General features: G+C 52.0%; 18 protein-coding genes and 5 tRNA genes. 18 read left to right on the top strand and 5 right to left on the bottom strand.

What is annotated here, in order from left to right; translation table 11 throughout:
* Window positions 1-12 precede the first annotated feature (12 nt).
* The 17 genes from cydB to pnuC all read left to right on the top strand — a co-directional run bounded on the left by cydB (window position 13) and on the right by pnuC (window position 10336).
* A complete protein-coding gene (gene cydB / locus HV037_RS16810) occupies window positions 13-1152 on the top strand; it encodes a cytochrome d ubiquinol oxidase subunit II (RefSeq protein WP_016152310.1) in 1140 nt (379 codons plus the stop codon).
* A 14-nt stretch (window positions 1153-1166) separates the two neighbouring features.
* Window positions 1167-1280: a cytochrome bd-I oxidase subunit CydX gene (gene cydX / locus HV037_RS16805; protein ID WP_003022970.1), complete on the top strand. Its 114-nt coding sequence runs from the start codon at window positions 1167-1169 to the stop codon at window positions 1278-1280.
* Window positions 1280-1573 (top strand): cyd operon protein YbgE, encoded by a 294-nt coding sequence (gene ybgE / locus HV037_RS16800; RefSeq protein ID WP_016152311.1) that lies wholly within the window; start codon window positions 1280-1282, stop codon window positions 1571-1573. The genes cydX and ybgE overlap by 1 nt, the downstream gene beginning before the upstream one ends.
* A 330-nt stretch (window positions 1574-1903) precedes the next feature.
* A complete protein-coding gene (gene ybgC / locus HV037_RS16795) occupies window positions 1904-2308 on the top strand; it encodes a tol-pal system-associated acyl-CoA thioesterase (protein ID WP_003831439.1) in 405 nt (134 codons plus the stop codon).
* The gene (gene tolQ, locus HV037_RS16790; RefSeq protein ID WP_016152312.1) at window positions 2305-2997 is read left to right on the top strand and encodes a Tol-Pal system protein TolQ; all 693 of its coding nucleotides are present in this window, start codon (window positions 2305-2307) and stop codon (window positions 2995-2997) included. Before ybgC ends, tolQ begins: the two co-directional genes overlap by 4 nt.
* A gap of 3 nt (window positions 2998-3000) precedes the next feature.
* Complete coding sequence (gene tolR / locus HV037_RS16785; RefSeq protein ID WP_003022978.1) at window positions 3001-3429, top strand: colicin uptake protein TolR; 429 nt, start codon at window positions 3001-3003, stop codon at window positions 3427-3429.
* Window positions 3430-3493: 64 nt separating this feature from the next.
* A complete protein-coding gene (tolA, locus tag HV037_RS16780; RefSeq protein ID WP_016152313.1) occupies window positions 3494-4750 on the top strand; it encodes a cell envelope integrity protein TolA in 1257 nt (418 codons plus the stop codon).
* 127 nt (window positions 4751-4877) lie between these two features.
* Window positions 4878-6170: a Tol-Pal system beta propeller repeat protein TolB gene (gene tolB / locus HV037_RS16775; protein ID WP_003835409.1), complete on the top strand. Its 1293-nt coding sequence runs from the start codon at window positions 4878-4880 to the stop codon at window positions 6168-6170.
* A 34-nt stretch (window positions 6171-6204) separates the two neighbouring features.
* On the top strand, window positions 6205-6723 hold the full coding sequence (pal, locus tag HV037_RS16770) for a peptidoglycan-associated lipoprotein Pal (RefSeq protein ID WP_003022983.1): 519 nt from the start codon (window positions 6205-6207) through the stop codon (window positions 6721-6723).
* A gap of 9 nt (window positions 6724-6732) precedes the next feature.
* A complete protein-coding gene (gene cpoB, locus HV037_RS16765; protein WP_080859019.1) occupies window positions 6733-7521 on the top strand; it encodes a cell division protein CpoB in 789 nt (262 codons plus the stop codon).
* 165 nt (window positions 7522-7686) lie between these two features.
* Window positions 7687-7762, top strand: a tRNA-Lys gene (locus HV037_RS16760).
* 26 nt (window positions 7763-7788) lie between these two features.
* Window positions 7789-7864: transfer RNA gene (locus HV037_RS16755), tRNA-Val, on the top strand.
* 3 nt (window positions 7865-7867) lie between these two features.
* Window positions 7868-7943 (top strand) — tRNA-Lys (locus tag HV037_RS16750).
* Between the two features lie 149 nt (window positions 7944-8092).
* A tRNA-Lys gene (locus HV037_RS16745) sits at window positions 8093-8168 on the top strand.
* Window positions 8169-8200: 32 nt separating this feature from the next.
* Window positions 8201-8276, top strand: a tRNA-Lys gene (locus tag HV037_RS16740).
* Between the two features lie 269 nt (window positions 8277-8545).
* The gene (nadA, locus tag HV037_RS16735) at window positions 8546-9589 is read left to right on the top strand and encodes a quinolinate synthase NadA (protein WP_103283638.1); all 1044 of its coding nucleotides are present in this window, start codon (window positions 8546-8548) and stop codon (window positions 9587-9589) included.
* 27 nt (window positions 9590-9616) lie between these two features.
* Complete coding sequence (gene pnuC / locus HV037_RS16730; protein ID WP_016152316.1) at window positions 9617-10336, top strand: nicotinamide riboside transporter PnuC; 720 nt, start codon at window positions 9617-9619, stop codon at window positions 10334-10336.
* Here the strand turns inward: pnuC and zitB are convergent.
* Window positions 10333-11274 (bottom strand): CDF family zinc transporter ZitB, encoded by a 942-nt coding sequence (gene zitB, locus HV037_RS16725; RefSeq protein ID WP_019076308.1) that lies wholly within the window; start codon window positions 11272-11274, stop codon window positions 10333-10335. The two genes, pnuC and zitB, sit on opposite strands and share 4 nt — an antisense overlap.
* A 113-nt stretch (window positions 11275-11387) precedes the next feature.
* Window positions 11388-11762 carry a YbgS-like family protein gene (locus HV037_RS16720; protein ID WP_046275981.1) on the bottom strand — a complete coding sequence of 125 codons (375 nt, stop codon included), beginning with the start codon at window positions 11760-11762 and terminating at the stop codon, window positions 11388-11390.
* A gap of 317 nt (window positions 11763-12079) precedes the next feature.
* Between HV037_RS16720 and aroG the strand changes: the two genes are divergently transcribed.
* Window positions 12080-13132 (top strand): 3-deoxy-7-phosphoheptulonate synthase AroG, encoded by a 1053-nt coding sequence (aroG, locus tag HV037_RS16715; protein WP_016152319.1) that lies wholly within the window; start codon window positions 12080-12082, stop codon window positions 13130-13132.
* Window positions 13133-13286: 154 nt separating this feature from the next.
* Here aroG and gpmA read toward each other — a convergent pair whose 3' ends face one another.
* From gpmA to galK, 3 genes are all read right to left on the bottom strand, one after another.
* Window positions 13287-14039: a 2,3-diphosphoglycerate-dependent phosphoglycerate mutase gene (gpmA, locus tag HV037_RS16710; protein ID WP_003022999.1), complete on the bottom strand. Its 753-nt coding sequence runs from the start codon at window positions 14037-14039 to the stop codon at window positions 13287-13289.
* Window positions 14040-14271: 232 nt separating this feature from the next.
* Window positions 14272-15312, bottom strand: coding sequence for a galactose-1-epimerase (galM, locus tag HV037_RS16705; RefSeq protein ID WP_019076309.1), 1041 nt, complete (start codon window positions 15310-15312; stop codon window positions 14272-14274).
* Window positions 15306-16454 carry a galactokinase gene (gene galK, locus HV037_RS16700; protein WP_047359465.1) on the bottom strand — a complete coding sequence of 383 codons (1149 nt, stop codon included), beginning with the start codon at window positions 16452-16454 and terminating at the stop codon, window positions 15306-15308. The genes galM and galK overlap by 7 nt, the downstream gene beginning before the upstream one ends.
* Window positions 16455-16457: the final 3 nt, after the last annotated feature.

Raw genomic sequence — 16457 nt, 5'->3', positions numbered from 1 at the left:
AGGAGTCGTCAAATGATCGATTATGAAGTATTGCGTTTTATCTGGTGGCTGCTGGTTGGCATTCTGCTGATTGGTTTCGCGGTCACTGATGGCTTCGACATGGGGGTGGGCATGCTCACCCGTTTCCTCGGTCGTAATGATACCGAGCGTCGAATTATGATTAACTCCATCGCCCCGCACTGGGACGGTAACCAGGTTTGGCTCATCACCGCGGGTGGCGCACTGTTCGCTGCCTGGCCGATGGTGTATGCCGCTGCGTTCTCCGGTTTCTATGTGGCGATGATCCTGGTACTGGCGTCTTTGTTCTTCCGTCCGGTCGGTTTTGATTACCGCTCCAAGATTGAAGACATGCGCTGGCGCAACATGTGGGACTGGGGCATCTTCATTGGTAGCTTCGTTCCACCGTTGGTTATTGGCGTGGCGTTCGGCAACCTGCTGCAAGGGGTTCCGTTCCACGTAGACGACTACATGCGTTTGTACTACACCGGTAACTTTTTCCAGTTGCTGAATCCGTTTGGTCTGCTGGCGGGTGTCGTGAGTGTTGGGATGATCATCACCCAGGGCGCGACCTATCTGCAGATGCGTACGGTAGGTGAACTGCATCTGCGTGCGCGTGCAACGTCGCAGGTTGCGGCACTGGTCACTATGGTCTGCTTCGCGCTGGCTGGTGTGTGGGTGATTTACGGTATTGACGGTTATGTTGTGACCTCAGCACTGGATCATCATGCCGCCTCTAACCCGCTGACCAAAGAAGTGGCTCGCGTGGCTGGCGCATGGATGGTGAACTTTAACAATGCACCTATCCTGTGGCTGGTTCCTGCACTGGGCGTGGTTCTGCCGCTGTTGACCATCCTGACTTCTCGTATGGAGAAAGGGGCATGGGCGTTCGTCTTCTCTTCACTGACGTTAGCCTGCATCATCCTGACGGCTGGTATCGCAATGTTCCCGTTTGTGATGCCATCCAGCACCATGATGAACGCAAGTCTGACCATGTGGGATGCAACGTCCAGCCAGCTGACGCTGAATCTGATGACGTATGTAGCTTGTGTGTTCGTTCCGATCATTCTGCTGTACACCGGCTGGTGTTACTGGAAGATGTTCGGTCGCATCACCAAAGAAGATATTGAAAGCAACACCCACTCTCTGTACTAAGTAAGGAGCTTAAAATGTGGTATTTCGCATGGATTTTGGGAACGCTTCTTGCCTGTGCATTTGGGATAATCACAGCGCTGGCGCTTGAGCACGTTGAATCAGGCAAAGCCGGACAAGAAGATAGCTGATGACCAACATTATCGCGATGCAGTATAACGCGATGGACAAGCGCCCCTTGCGGGCGCTTTCCTTTGTGCTGGCAATCGTGTTGGCTGGCTGCATATTCTGGGATCCGTCACGTTTCGCGGCCAAAACCAGTGAGCTGGAAATCTGGCATGGTCTCCTGCTGATGTGGGCGGTCTGCGCAGGCATCATTCACGGCGTTGGTTTTCGTCCTCGCGCCGTACACTGGCAGGGCATTTTCTGCCCGCTAATCGCAGATATCGTCCTGGTTGTTGGTCTGATTTTCTTCTTCTTTTGAATAAGAAACATCCTTAAATATTTATGGGCTTGCATAAGCCCATAAATTTTTACTCTCCGTTTACTTTCCCCCATTCCAAACCACCATTCCCGCGCGTATAGTAGCGAAGTTTGAAAGCATTAACCTAAGGTTGTGCCCTGGAGTTGTGTGCGGTGGCGACACTGGACCATCAGGACGCAACTTAATTGCATTACCGGGATGTAAAGTGAATACAGCGCGATATACAACGACATTCTTGAAGCATCGCGGCGGCAAGAACGCGAGTCACCAGGCGCTTACAAAGTTAAGCGACCGGTGTGAGTGGGCGAAGCCAACAAAGAGGCAGTAAGAATGAACAAGTATATGTTTCGATGGCCGGTTCGTGTCTACTATGAAGACACCGATGCCGGTGGAGTGGTTTACCACGCCAGCTACGTCGCTTTTTACGAAAGAGCACGCACAGAAATGCTGCGTCATCATCACTTCAGTCAGCAGGTCCTGTTGGCCGAACGTGTAGCCTTTGTGGTGCGCAAGATGACGCTGGAGTATTTTGCGCCTGCCCGGCTCGACGATATGCTCGAAGTCCAAACCGAAATTACGTCAATGCGTGGCACCTCATTGGTTTTCACGCAACGCATTGTCAACGCAGAGAACACCGTGCTGAATGAAGCCGAAGTTCTGATTGTTTGCGTTGATCCACTCAAAATGAAGCCTCGTGCGCTTCCCAAGTCTATTGTCGCGGAGTTTAAGCAGTGACTGACATGAATATCCTTGATTTGTTCCTGAAGGCAAGCCTTCTGGTTAAACTTATCATGTTGATTTTGATTGGTTTCTCAATCGCATCCTGGGCCATTATTATCCAGCGGACCCGTATTCTTAATGCGGCTTCACGTGAAGCCGAAGCATTTGAAGACAAGTTCTGGTCCGGCATTGAATTGTCGCGCCTGTATCAGGAAAGCCAGGGGCGTCGTGATAACCTGGTGGGCTCGGAACAAATTTTCTACAGCGGATTCAAAGAGTTTGCGCGTCTGCATCGGGCGAATAGTCATGCGCCGGAAGCGGTCGTTGAGGGGGCATCCCGTGCGATGCGTATCTCGATGAACCGTGAACTGGAAACGCTGGAAACGCATATTCCATTCCTCGGCACCGTCGGCTCCATCAGCCCGTATATCGGTCTGTTCGGTACCGTTTGGGGGATCATGCACGCATTTATCGCGTTAGGCGCGGTAAAACAGGCAACGCTGCAAATGGTCGCACCGGGTATCGCGGAGGCGTTGATTGCAACGGCTATCGGTCTGTTTGCGGCAATCCCGGCGGTTATGGCTTACAACCGACTGAATCAGCGCGTGAACAAGCTGGAACTGAATTACGACAACTTTATGGAAGAGTTCACCGCGATTCTGCACCGCCAGGCGTTTACCGTTAGCGAGAGCAACAAGGGGTAAGCCATGGCCAGAACGCGTGGACGAGGTCGTCGCGAACTCAAGTCCGAAATCAATATTGTGCCGCTGCTCGACGTACTACTGGTGCTGTTGCTGATCTTTATGGCAACCGCGCCGATTATTACGCAGAGTGTGGAAGTCGACCTGCCGGATGCGACCGAATCGCAAGCTGTCAGCAGTAACGACGAACCGCCGGTCATTATTGAAGTTTCCGGGATAGGGCAATACAGCGTGGTCGTTGAGAAAGATCGTATGGATCAACTGCCGCCGGAGCAGGTTATCGCGGAAGCGAAAAGTCGCCTGCAGACCAATCCGAAAACGGTCTTTTTAATCGGTGGTGCGAAAGACGTGCCTTATGATGAAATAATTAAAGCGCTGAACTTGTTACACAGTGCAGGCGTAAAATCGGTTGGCTTGATGACGCAGCCAATCTGATGACTGCGTTTTGCTGGCTTGAAAGATAGCGCGTAACAGGCGAACAGTTTTTTGGGAACCGAGAGTGTCAAAGGCAACCGAACAAAACGACAAGCTCAAAAGGGCGATAATTATTTCAGCGGTGCTGCATGTCATTTTATTTGCAGCGCTGATCTGGAGTTCGTTCGATGAGCACATTGATGCTTCAGCCGGCGGCGGTGGCGGTTCGTCCATCGACGCCGTTATGGTCGATCCTGGCGCCGTTGTGCAACAGTACGACAGGCAACAGCAACAGCAGGCAAGTGCTAAACGTGCAGAAGAGCAGCGTGAAAAACAGGCGCAGCAGCAAGCTGAGGAACTTCGCGAGAAGCAGGCGGCCGAGCAAGAGCGACTGAAGCAACTTGAAAAAGAACGTTTAGCCGCGCAAGAAAAAGTGCGCGAACAGGCGGAACAGCAGAAACAGGCCGAAGCCGCCGCCGCGAAAGCGCAAGAGCAACAGAAACAGGCTGAAGAAGCTGCGGCGAAGGCTGCTGCAGACGCGAAGGCCAAAGCTGATGCTCAGGCGAAACAAGCGGCAGATGCCGCGAAGAAAGCCGCTGCGGACGCACAGAAAAAAGCAGAGGCTGAAGCCGCTAAAGCCGCCGCTGATGCGAAGAAAATTGCCGAAGCACAAGCTGCTAAGGCTGCCGCAGACGCTGCGAAGAAAGCTCAGGCTGAAGCCGCCAAGCAAGCAGCAGCCGAGAAAGCTGCTGCGGAGAAAGCAGAAAAAGCCGCTGCCGCGAAAGCTGCCGCTGCTGAAAAGGCTGCGGCTGATAAGAAAGCCGCAGCGGAAAAAGCAGCAGCAGATAAAAAAGCTGCAGCCGAGAAAGCCGCTGCCGATAAGAAAGCTGCGGCAGATAAAGCGGCGGCTGCGAAAAAGGCTGCGGCCGAAAAAGCAGCTGCAGCCTCTGGCGTTGACGACTTGTTGGGCGACTTAAGCTCCGGTAAGAATGCACCGAAATCAGGTGGTGGAGCGAAAGGAAACGGTCAACCGGCGAAAGATAGTGGTACAAGTGGTGCAAATGGCGGTGCATCTGGCGCTGATATCAGTGCTTACGCATCTCAAATTCGTAATGCGATCCAGAGCCGTCTGTATGGTGCCGATTTGTATGCGGGTAAATCTTGCGTATTACATATCAAGTTAGCACCCGATGGTCTGTTACTGGATGTGACCGAAGAGGGCGGAGATCCGGCATTGTGTCAGGCTGCGCTGACGGCTGCGAAAACAGCCAGAATTCCTAAACCGCCTAGCCAGGCTGTTTATGAAAAAGTAAAAGATGCCAAGCTGGACTTTAAACTGTAATAACGTCCCTGAGAATTCAGGGGAAACGGTCTAAGGTTGAGACAGTGTTCTGGTAGTTTTGTGTATTTGAGTTTGTTAACATTCTGCTAAATTATCGTGGGCTTTCCGTCCAGATAAGGGAGATATGATGAAGCAGGCATTACGAGTAGCATTTGGTTTTCTGATGCTGTGGGCAGCGGTGCTGCACGCAGAAGTACGTATCGAGATCACCCAGGGGGTGGACTCGGCACGCCCGATTGGTGTTGTCCCCTTCCAGTGGACAGGGCCGGGTGCTGCACCTGAAGATATCGGTGGTATCGTAGGCGCTGACCTGCGTAACAGCGGTAAATTTAATCCGTTAGACCGTTCTCGCCTGCCGCAGCAGCCGGGTACCGCACAGGAAGTTCAACCTGCCGCATGGTCTGCGCTGGGTATTGATGCCGTGGTAGTAGGTCAGGTTACGCCAAATCCGGATGGTTCCTACAGCGTTGCTTATCAACTGGTAGATACCGGCGGCGCACCGGGTACCGTACTGGCACAGAACACCTATAAAGTGAACAAGCAGTGGTTGCGTTACGCGGGCCATACTGCAAGTGACGAAGTGTTTGAAAAACTGACCGGTATTAAAGGTGCATTCCGTACCCGTATCGCTTATGTTGTTCAGACGAACGGCGGCCAGTTCCCGTACGAATTACGTGTATCCGACTACGATGGCTACAACCAGTTCGTGGTACACCGTTCTCCGCAGCCGCTGATGTCTCCGGCATGGTCTCCGGACGGTTCAAAACTGGCATACGTCACTTTCGAAAGCGGTCGTTCTGCGCTGGTTATTCAGACGTTGTCTAATGGCGCGGTTCGTCAGGTAGCGTCGTTCCCACGTCACAACGGTGCACCTGCGTTTTCTCCGGATGGCAGCAAACTGGCGTTTGCCCTGTCTAAAACCGGTAGCCTGAACTTGTATGTCATGGACATTGGTTCCGGTCAGATCCGTCAGGTGACGGATGGTCGCAGCAACAACACGGAACCTACCTGGTTCCCGGACAGCCAAAACCTGGCCTTTACCTCTGACCAGGCCGGTCGTCCGCAGGTATATAAAGTTAACGTCAACGGCGGTGCTCCGCAGCGTATTACTTGGGAAGGTTCGCAAAACCAGGATGCGGATGTGAGCAGCGACGGTAAGTTTATGGTAATGGTAAGCTCAGCCAATGGTCAGCAGCACATTGCCAAACAAGATCTGGTAGCGGGTGGCGTACAAGTCCTGTCGTCAACGTTCCTGGATGAAACGCCAAGTCTGGCACCTAACGGCACTATGGTAATCTACAGCTCTTCTCAGGGGATGGGATCCGTGCTGAATTTGGTTTCTACAGATGGGCGTTTCAAAGCGCGTCTTCCGGCAACTGATGGTCAGGTTAAATTCCCTGCCTGGTCGCCGTATCTGTGATAATAAATAATTGATTAATAAAGGAATCATTGAAATGCAACTGAACAAAGTGCTGAAAGGGCTGATGATTGCTCTGCCTGTTATGGCTATTGCAGCGTGTTCTTCTAACAAGAACGCCAGCAATGACGGCAGCGAAGGCATGCTGGGTGCCGGCACTGGTATGGATGCAAACGGCAGCGGCAACATGTCTTCTGAAGAGCAAGCGCGTCTTCAGATGCAACAGCTGCAGCAGAACAACATCGTTTACTTCGATCTGGACAAGTACGATATCCGTTCTGACTTCGCTGCAATGCTGGATGCTCACGCTAACTTCCTGCGTAGCAACCCGTCTTACAAAGTCACCGTAGAAGGTCATGCGGACGAACGTGGTACTCCTGAGTACAACATCTCCCTGGGTGAGCGTCGTGCGAACGCCGTTAAGATGTACCTGCAGGGTAAAGGCGTTTCTGCTGACCAGATCTCCATCGTTTCTTACGGTAAAGAAAAACCTGCAGTACTGGGTCATGACGAAGCGGCTTACGCCAAAAACCGTCGCGCCGTACTGGTTTACTAAGAGAATTGCATGAGCAGTAACTTCAGACATCACCTGTTGAGTCTGTCGTTACTGGTTGGCATAGCGGCCCCTTGGGCCGCTTTTGCACAGGCGCCAATCAGTAGTGTCGGCTCAGGCTCGGTCGAAGACCGTGTCACTCAACTCGAGCGTATTTCTAACGCTCACAGTCAGCTTTTAACCCAACTCCAGCAACAACTCTCCGATAATCAGTCCGATATCGATTCCCTGCGTGGTCAAATTCAGGAAAATCAATATCAACTGAATCAGGTTGTTGAGCGACAGAAGCAGATATTGCTGCAGATGAATAATCTTGGCAGCGGTAGTGCGCCTGCGGCACAGTCTACAGGTGGCGATCAGAGTGGGGCGGCAACCCCTGCACCTGATGCGGGAGCTGCAGCAACGTCAGGGGCTCCCGTGCAAACTGGCGATGCGAATACCGATTACAATGCAGCGATTGCTCTGGTGCAGGATAAATCCCGCCAGGATGATGCGATTGAAGCATTCCAGAACTTCATCAAAAAGTACCCGGAGTCTACTTACCTGCCCAATGCGAATTACTGGCTGGGTCAGTTGAATTATAACAAGGGTAAAAAAGATGATGCTGCGTTCTATTTTGCTTCGGTAGTTAAAAACTTCCCAAAATCACCTAAGGCTGCAGACGCGATGTATAAAGTCGGCGTCATCATGCAGGACAAAGGTGACACAGCAAAAGCTAAAGCGGTTTATCAGCAGGTTATCACTAAATATCCTGGCACTGATGGCGCGAAACAAGCGCAAAAACGCCTTGGCGCGATGTAATGACCACCATGCGACCAGAAATCGTGTTATTTCTGGTCGTGTCGTGTGATTCCTAAGCAGTTGAGTTATTTACATCGAAATTTTTGTTGCGCTAAAATCTGAAATCAGTAATATATGCCGCCGTTGCCAAGGGATATCAAACAGCCCGAAAGCGGCGAAAAAAGTGGGGCGTTAGCTCAGTTGGTAGAGCAGTTGACTTTTAATCAATTGGTCGCAGGTTCGAATCCTGCACGCCCCACCACTTAATGCAGTATCCAGCGTAGTATCGGGTGATTAGCTCAGCTGGGAGAGCACCTCCCTTACAAGGAGGGGGTCGGCGGTTCGATCCCGTCATCACCCACCACTCGGGGCGTTAGCTCAGTTGGTAGAGCAGTTGACTTTTAATCAATTGGTCGCAGGTTCGAATCCTGCACGCCCCACCAACTTTAACATTGTACTCAGGTGTTAAACGTGAAGGATAACGTTGCTTTAGCAACGGCCCGTTAGGGCGAGACGAAGTCGAGTCATCCTGCACGCCCCACCAATTCTTATATTGGTGTCGAGTAAAAAATTTTTCAGGTGACATCCGAGCGGGTCGTTAGCTCAGTTGGTAGAGCAGTTGACTTTTAATCAATTGGTCGCAGGTTCGAATCCTGCACGACCCACCATCCTGAATAATTGAAGCAGTAAACCCCATACGGGGGCGTTAGCTCAGTTGGTAGAGCAGTTGACTTTTAATCAATTGGTCGCAGGTTCGAATCCTGCACGCCCCACCAGTGTAAAAAGGCGCCCTAAAGGCGCCTTTTTGCTATCTGCGATTTATAAGATTGCCTGATGTCCTTTGCTTATCAGCCTACAGACGACACTACTCGTGTAGGCCGGATAAGACGTCAGACGCCATCCGGCATTCATCACACGCAATTATTGTGACTTTTCTGCGCCAATCCGCTATCTTGTTTAGCATACAAAACAAATCAAACCGAATATGGCGTGCGTCACGCTTTTAATCGGTTATTTCGTTAAGCCAGTGAAACGAGAAAGCAAGATGAGCGTGATGTTTGATCCAGAAGCAGCAATTTATCCGTTTCCGCCGAAGCCAGTACCGCTAAGTGTGGATGAAAAGCAATTTTATCGTGAAAAAATCAAGCGCCTGCTGAAAGAGCGTGGTGCCGTTATGGTCGCGCATTATTACACCGATCCTGAAATTCAGCAGTTAGCGGAAGAGACCGGGGGCTGTATTTCTGATTCTCTGGAGATGGCGCGGTTCGGTGCAAAGCATTCTGCCTCTACGCTGCTGGTTGCGGGCGTGAGGTTTATGGGAGAAACTGCCAAAATTCTCAGCCCGGAAAAGACCATCCTGATGCCGACCTTACAGGCGGAATGTTCATTAGATCTGGGCTGTCCGATTGACGCGTTCAGCGCATTTTGCGACGCGCATCCGGATCGTACCGTGGTGGTTTACGCCAATACCTCTGCTGCCGTTAAAGCACGTGCGGATTGGGTCGTGACTTCCAGTATCGCGGTTGAACTTATTGAACATCTTGATAGTTTAGGTGAAAAAATCATCTGGGCTCCGGACAGACATCTGGGCAACTACGTGCAAAAACAGACCGGCGCAGACGTGCTCTGTTGGCAGGGGGCCTGTATCGTCCACGACGAGTTTAAAACCCAGGCTTTAACACGTATGAAAGGGCTTTACCCTGATGCCGCGGTGCTGGTGCACCCGGAGTCCCCTCAGTCTATCGTTGATATGGCAGATGCGGTTGGCTCAACCAGCCAGCTCATCAACGCGGCTAAATCGTTGCCGCATAAGCAGTTGATTGTGGCGACTGACCGGGGCATTTTTTACAAAATGCAGCAGGCCGTTCCGGATAAAGAGCTGCTTGAAGCTCCGACGGCTGGCGAGGGGGCAACCTGTCGCAGCTGTGCGCATTGTCCGTGGATGGCGATGAATGGCCTGAAAGCGATTGCTGAGGGCCTGGAACATGGCGGCGCGGCTCATGAGATACATGTTGAGGACTCGCTGAGAGAAGGGGCGCTGTTGCCGTTAAACCGTATGTTGGAATTTGCGGCTACACTTCGAGCGTAATTATTTATTTTTGCTCTGGGGGAAAAGATGGACTTTTTTAGCACGCAGAACATTCTGGTACATATTCCGATTGGCGCGGGTGGTTACGATTTGTCGTGGATCGAAGCCGTGGGAACGATCGCCGGGTTGCTGTGTATTGGCCTGGCGAGCCTTGAGAAAATCAGCAATTACTTCTTCGGTCTGATAAACGTCACGCTGTTTGCAATTATCTTCTTTCAGATCCAGCTCTATGCCAGCTTGTTGCTGCAAGTTTTCTTCTTTGCCGCAAATATCTACGGCTGGTATGCCTGGTCCCGGCAAACCAACCAGCATGAAGCGGAACTGAAAATTCGCTGGCTACCGCTTCCAAAAGCGATCGGCTGGCTGGCGGCTTGCGTGGTGGCGATCGGCCTGATGTCGATCTATATCGATCCGGTCTTTGCGTTCCTGACAGGCATTGCAGTGAATATTATGCAGGCATTGGGATTACAGGTTGTTGTGCCTGAACTACAACCCGATGCATTCCCGTTCTGGGACTCCTGCATGATGGTGCTGTCGATTGCAGCGATGATCCTGATGACGCGCAAATACGTTGAAAACTGGCTGCTGTGGGTGATCATTAACGTCATTAGCGTGGTGATCTTTGCCCTGCAAGGCGTATATGCCATGTCGCTGGAATATATGATCCTGACGGTTATCGCCCTGAACGGTAGCAGGATGTGGATTAACAGTGCGCGTGAGCGGGGTTCCCACGCGCTTTCTCATTAATGGTGATGATGTGAATGGCCGGACACGCCCTGATACAGGTGACAGTCCGGCCCATTGCACGGCTGATACTCCATCTGGATTGTGGCGTGTTCAATCTGGTAGTGATGGATAAGGAAATGCTGAATACGCTCCAGCAACGCATCGTGATCGTGTGGCGGGATCACCTGAACATGCAGCGTCATTACCGGTTTTTCGCCCACCATCCAGACATGGACATGGTGAACGTTGCGGACTTCAGGAATATCCCGGCTGAGATGGCGCTGCAGTGCGGCGATATCCAGCGTCAGCGGGGCACCTTCCAGTAATTCATTAACGCTATCTTTTAGCAATCGCCAGGCGCTACGCAGCACCAGCACGGAAACCAGAATCGAGAGAATTGGGTCCGCGGGTGTCCAGCCCGTCCAGATAATAATCAGCGCAGCGATGATTGCCCCGACCGAGCCGAGTAAATCGCCCATCACATGCAGCGCCGCGGCGCGGACGTTCAGATTTTTCTCTTCACTGCCGCGATGTAAAACCCAAAAAGCGAGCACGTTGGCCAGTAGACCCGCGACAGCAATAACCATCATCATGCCGCCAGCCACGGGGCGAGGTGTCTGGAAGCGCTCAATCGCCTCCCAGACGATTAAAATGGTGATAACGACCAATGCGATGGCATTAACAAATGCGGCGAGCGTCGTGAGCCTCAGCCAGCCGAAGGTGTGTCGTATTGTGGGCGGGCGACGGGAAAACCGGACGGCCAGCAGCGCGAAAAGTAGTGCCGCAGCATCCGTGAGCATATGCCCGGCGTCGGCCAGCAAGGCCAGTGAACCAGAAAGTATTCCACCCACCACTTCAACCAACATAAATCCGGCTGTAATGCAGAATGCGAACATCAGTCGGCGGGCATTATTGTCCTTGGGTTGCTCAGAGGAAGTATGAGTATGTGCGTGCGCCATTATGCCATCCCTTTGTTATTCTCATCTTTACTGTATGCCATCATACCGTTTTTGGGATGATAAAATTAAAAAGGAGAGCTATTGCTCTCCCGTTATTAGCTTTAATTTCAGCGTTACTGCGTGGTGCCATCAGTTTTTGTGTCAACATCATTGTTGATGCCGTTTCCGGTCTCAACCTTCTTATTCACATCAGGGCAGCGACCGTCCTTACACATCGTGTTTTTGTGCATCTCATCTTTGGTCATCCCTTCATGGTTCATTGATGAACCGTCCGGGTGCAGCATTGTGCCACCTGAATTCACGTTACTGTTGTCGACATTATTTGGCGCCACGTTTTCGCGGGCGTCTGGGGCGACTTGTCCTGCATCAGCCGAGGAATTTGCCTGACCGTTATTGGACTGCGTGTTGCTTTCAGCAGCCAGTGCCGCGCCGCTGGCGAGGCTGAGTGTAGCGGTAAGGAAGAGTGAAGCCAGCTTTGTCATATGCATAATATGCTCCTGTTAAGGTCGATATGTCGGATAACGTCTTCCAACAGTGCATGTGCCAGTTACATCATTAATATGTGGTTAATCGTTTTGCTATGGAAATTAAAACCAGCATAGAATCTTGAAATCTATGAAAATTAAAGCTGTTACAGTTAGAAATTGTAGTTTGGATCTCGTTTTTCGCTACTTTATTGCGTTTTTTTGGCCAATTCCAGGATTAATCCGTCCAAAGTGTAAAACCCCGTTTACACTTTATGATTGAAGATATAGATTGGAGGGATTGCATTCATTTATATAAGTATGGCAACGCTGGAATAATCATGAATTATCAGAACGACGATTTACGCATTAAAGAGATCAACGAGTTATTACCACCAGTCGCACTGCTGGAAAAATTCCCCGCTACTGAAAATGCCGCCAATACGGTGGCTCATGCCCGTAAGGCGATTCATAAAATTCTGAAAGGGAGCGACGATCGCCTTCTGGTGGTGATTGGGCCGTGCTCTATTCATGATCCGGCAGCTGCCAAAGAGTATGCCACTCGTCTGCTGGCGCTGCGCGAAGCGTTAAAAGGTGAGCTTGAAATCGTCATGCGCGTCTATTTTGAAAAACCGCGTACCACCGTTGGCTGGAAAGGGCTTATCAACGACCCGCACATGGACAACAGCTTCCAGATCAATGATGGGCTGCGCATTGCGCGTAAACTGCTGCTGGATATCAACGACAGCGGATTGCCGACTGCGGGTGAATTCCTCGATATGATTACCCCGCAATATCTCGCCGATCTGATGAGCTGGGGCGCGATTGGGGCACGTACAACAGAATCTCAGGTGCACCGCGAGCTGGCATCGGGTCTGTCCTGCCCGGTTGGTTTTAAAAACGGTACCGATGGCACCATCAAAGTGGCGATTGATGCAATCAACGCTGCTGGGGCACCGCACTGCTTCCTGTCTGTCACCAAATGGGGTCATTCAGCGATCGTGAATACCAGTGGTAATGGCGATTGCCATATCATTCTGCGCGGTGGCAAAGAGCCGAACTACAGTGCTCAGCACGTTGCGGACGTGAAAGAAGGCCTGGTCAAAGCAGGACTCTCTGCGCAAGTGATGATCGACTTCAGCCATGCCAACTCCAGCAAGCAGTTCAAAAAGCAGATGGATGTTGCTAAGGATGTTTGCGGACAAGTCGCCGGTGGCGAAAAAGCAATTATTGGCGTGATGATCGAAAGCCATTTGGTGGAAGGTAATCAGAATCCGGATAGCGGTGAGCCGCTGACCTACGGTAAGAGCATCACCGACGCCTGCATTGGTTGGGAAGATACCGATGCGGTGTTGCGTCAACTGGCGGATGCGGTAAAAGCGCGTCGCGGTTAACCAAGTCCCGTAGGCCTGAGAAGCGTAGCGCCATCAGGCATTCCGGTGCAGACTATCGGATGGGGCGATGCCTTATCCGGCCTACATTTTCTGGTAGGGCCGAAATAAAAAAGCGTGGAGGAATCCACGCTTTTTCTTTAACTTACCGCGAAAATTACTTCGCTTTACCTTGGTTCGCAACGGCCGCCGCTTTTGCTGCGATCTCGTCAGCGTTACCCAGATAGTAGTGTTTGATCGGCTTGAAGTTTTCGTCGAACTCATACACCAGCGGTACGCCGGTCGGGATGTTCAGCTCAAGGATCTCATCTTCGCCCATGTTATCCAGGTATTTAACCAGCGCACGCAGAGAGTTACCGTGAGCGGCGATAATTACGCGCTCACCGCTTTTCATGCGCGGCAGAATGGTTTCATTCCAGTAAGGGATAACGCGATCGATAGTCAGCGCCAGGCTTTCGGTAACCGGTAACTCTTTGTCGGTCAGCTTCGCATAACGCGGATCGTGACCCGGGTAACGCTCGTCGTCTTTGGTCAGTTCCGGCGGGGTAACCGCAAAGCCGCGACGCCACTGCTTAACCTGCTCATCACCGTATTTTTCCGCGGTTTCTGCTTTGTTCAAACCCTGCAGCGCACCGTAATGGCGTTCGTTCAGTTTCCAGGATTTCTCAACCGGCAGCCAGGCCTGATCCAGTTCGTCCAGTACGTTCCACAGGGTGTGGATGGCACGTTTCAGCACGGAGGTATAAGCAAAATCAAAGCTGTAGCCTTCCTCTTTCAGCAGTTTTCCTGCCGCTTTTGCTTCGCCCACGCCTTTCTCGGACAGATCAACATCATACCAACCGGTAAAACGGTTTTCGTTGTTCCACTGACTTTCACCGTGACGTACCAGAACCAGCTTAGTTACAGCCATACATTCACTCCTATAAATCATATCGAATGATAATAATTCTCATTATATTGCCGTAATGTGTAAGCGGCAATGCTTACGCATAACCATAGCGAAAATAGCGCTACAGTGTAAGGTTCTTGTGAACTCAAGGTTGCGATTTTGTCTTTGAGTGGTGGGGATTTGAGCGGTTCTACTGTGATTAACAAGCACCAGGCCCGAAAAGTTACGTCATCGGGCCTGGGAGGGGAAACGATCAAGCTGGAATAAACTGATATTCCGTCACGCTGGCATACTCTTCACCCGGACGCAGGAAGCAATCCGCCTGTGGCCACTCAGGGTGGTTCGGGCTGTCCGGCAGAAATTCACTTTCCAGTGCCAGGCCTTGCCAGTCTTCGTAGGCCTCTGGCCCGCGGGAAGGCGTACCACCGAGGAAATTACCGGAGTAAAACTGCAATGCCGGGGCCGAGGTGTAGACCACCATCTGCAGTTTTTCATCCTGCGACCACAACTGAGCGACCGGCGTACGCGCATTGCCCTGTGCCTGAAGCAGGAAGGCGTGATCGTAACCTTTCACCTTACGCTGATCGTCATCGGCCAGAAATTCACTACTGATGATTTTAGGGGTGCGGAAATCGAACGTGCTACCGGCGACGGATTTCAGTCCATCATGCGGGATACCCATTTCGTCAACCGGTAAGTACTCGTCCGCCAGAATTTGCAGCTTATGCTGGCGCACATCCGTTTTATCGCCGTCGAGGTTAAAATAGACGTGATTTGTCAGATTCACCGGGCAGGGTTTATCGACCGTGGCACGATAAGTTATCGAAATACGATTATCATCAGTCAGGCGATACTGCGCGGTGGCGCAAAGATGGCCTGGGAAGCCCTGATCGCCATCGTCAGACGTTAAGGCGAACAGCACCTGACGGTCATTCTGATTGACTATCTGCCAGCGACGTTTGTCGAAACCGTCCGGTCCGCCGTGCAGTTGGTTATTGCCCTGACTTGGCAGTAATTCAACGGTTTCGCCAGCAAAGGTATATCGGCTGTTGGCGATACGGTTCGCGTAGCGGCCAATCGAAGCCCCCAGAAATGCAGCCTGTTCCGGGTATTGTTCCGGACTGGCGCAGCCGAGTAATGCTTCGCGCACGCTACCATCGCTAAGCGGAATACGCGCAGAGAGCAGGGTCGCGCCCCAGTCCATGAGCGTGACTACCATCCCTGCGTCATTGCGCAGGGTGAGCAGGCGAAACGGTTGACCGTCCGGAGCCTGCACGGGGATTTCGTTTAACATTGTCCGGCTCCTTGTGAAGGTTTGCAGACGTAGAATGTTTCTTTAATACCGGTTTTTGCCTCGTACTGTGCGGCGACAGCCTGCTGAACGGCAGGAACCAAATCTTGCGGGATCAGCGCCACGATGCAGCCGCCGAAGCCGCCGCCGGTCATCCGCACACCGCCTTTATCACCGATGGTCGCTTTGACAATCTCTACCAGCGTATCAATTTGCGGCACCGTGATTTCAAAGTCATCGCGCATTGAGGCGTGAGATTCCGCCATCAGCTGGCCCATGCGCAGCAGGTCGCCTTTTTCCAGTGCCTGTGCGGCTTCAACGGTACGCGCATTTTCCGTGATGACGTGGCGCACGCGTTTGGCAACAATCGGATCCAGCTCGTGGGCGACAGCGTTAAACGCTTCGAGGCTGACATCACGCAGCGCTGGCTGCTGGAAGAAACGCGCGCCAGTTTCACACTGTTCGCGACGGGTGTTGTATTCGCTGCCGACCAGCGTGCGTTTAAAGTTGCTGTTGATGATCACCACCGCTACGCCCTCAGGCATAGAAACGGCTTTGGTGCCCAGCGTACGGCAGTCGATCAGCAGCGCATGATCTTTCTTGCCAAGAGCGGAGATCAGCTGATCCATGATGCCGCAGTTACAACCGACAAACTGGTTTTCAGCTTCCTGGCCATTCAGGGCAATCTGCGCGCCGTCGAGCGGCAGATGATAGAGCTGCTGGAATACCGTACCAACAGCGACTTCCAGTGAGGCAGAAGAGCTTAAGCCCGCACCCTGCGGGACGTTACCGCTGATCACCAGATCCGCGCCGCCAAAGGCGTTATTGCGCTTTTGCAGATGTTTTACCACGCCACGCACGTAGTTTGACCACTGCTGGCTATCGTGGGCGATAATCGGCGCATCGAGAGAGAACTCATCAACCTGATTGTCGTAATCAGCGGCGATGACGCGTACTTTTCGATCGTCGCGCGCCGCGCAACTGATGACGGTTTGATAGTCGATGGCGCAGGGCAAAACGAAGCCGTCGTTATAATCGGTATGTTCGCCGATCAGGTTTACACGACCCGGTGCCTGAATAGTATGGGTGGCAGGGTAGCCAAACGTTTCTGTAAACAGAGATTGTGTTTTTTCTTTCAGACTCATTAT

Source organism: Citrobacter sp. RHBSTW-00017, assembly GCF_013797615.1.
GTDB classification, from domain to species: domain Bacteria; phylum Pseudomonadota; class Gammaproteobacteria; order Enterobacterales; family Enterobacteriaceae; genus Citrobacter; species Citrobacter braakii.
The sequence above is the reverse complement of the archived record's forward strand: the minus strand, read 5'-3'. Positions and strand labels throughout refer to the sequence as shown.

Coding starts and splice junctions, on each gene's coding strand:
- cydB (WP_016152310.1), top strand. CDS start 13: ATGATCGATTATGAAGTATTGCGTTTTATCTGGTGGCTGCTGGTTGGC.
- cydX (WP_003022970.1), top strand. CDS start 1,167: ATGTGGTATTTCGCATGGATTTTGGGAACGCTTCTTGCCTGTGCATTT.
- ybgE (WP_016152311.1), top strand. CDS start 1,280: ATGACCAACATTATCGCGATGCAGTATAACGCGATGGACAAGCGCCCC.
- ybgC (WP_003831439.1), top strand. CDS start 1,904: ATGAACAAGTATATGTTTCGATGGCCGGTTCGTGTCTACTATGAAGAC.
- tolR (WP_003022978.1), top strand. CDS start 3,001: ATGGCCAGAACGCGTGGACGAGGTCGTCGCGAACTCAAGTCCGAAATC.
- tolB (WP_003835409.1), top strand. CDS start 4,878: ATGAAGCAGGCATTACGAGTAGCATTTGGTTTTCTGATGCTGTGGGCA.
- pal (WP_003022983.1), top strand. CDS start 6,205: ATGCAACTGAACAAAGTGCTGAAAGGGCTGATGATTGCTCTGCCTGTT.
- cpoB (WP_080859019.1), top strand. CDS start 6,733: ATGAGCAGTAACTTCAGACATCACCTGTTGAGTCTGTCGTTACTGGTT.
- nadA (WP_103283638.1), top strand. CDS start 8,546: ATGAGCGTGATGTTTGATCCAGAAGCAGCAATTTATCCGTTTCCGCCG.
- pnuC (WP_016152316.1), top strand. CDS start 9,617: ATGGACTTTTTTAGCACGCAGAACATTCTGGTACATATTCCGATTGGC.
- zitB (WP_019076308.1), bottom strand. CDS start 11,274: ATGGCGCACGCACATACTCATACTTCCTCTGAGCAACCCAAGGACAAT.
- HV037_RS16720 (WP_046275981.1), bottom strand. CDS start 11,762: ATGCATATGACAAAGCTGGCTTCACTCTTCCTTACCGCTACACTCAGC.
- aroG (WP_016152319.1), top strand. CDS start 12,080: ATGAATTATCAGAACGACGATTTACGCATTAAAGAGATCAACGAGTTA.
- gpmA (WP_003022999.1), bottom strand. CDS start 14,039: ATGGCTGTAACTAAGCTGGTTCTGGTACGTCACGGTGAAAGTCAGTGG.
- galM (WP_019076309.1), bottom strand. CDS start 15,312: ATGTTAAACGAAATCCCCGTGCAGGCTCCGGACGGTCAACCGTTTCGC.
- galK (WP_047359465.1), bottom strand. CDS start 16,454: ATGAGTCTGAAAGAAAAAACACAATCTCTGTTTACAGAAACGTTTGGC.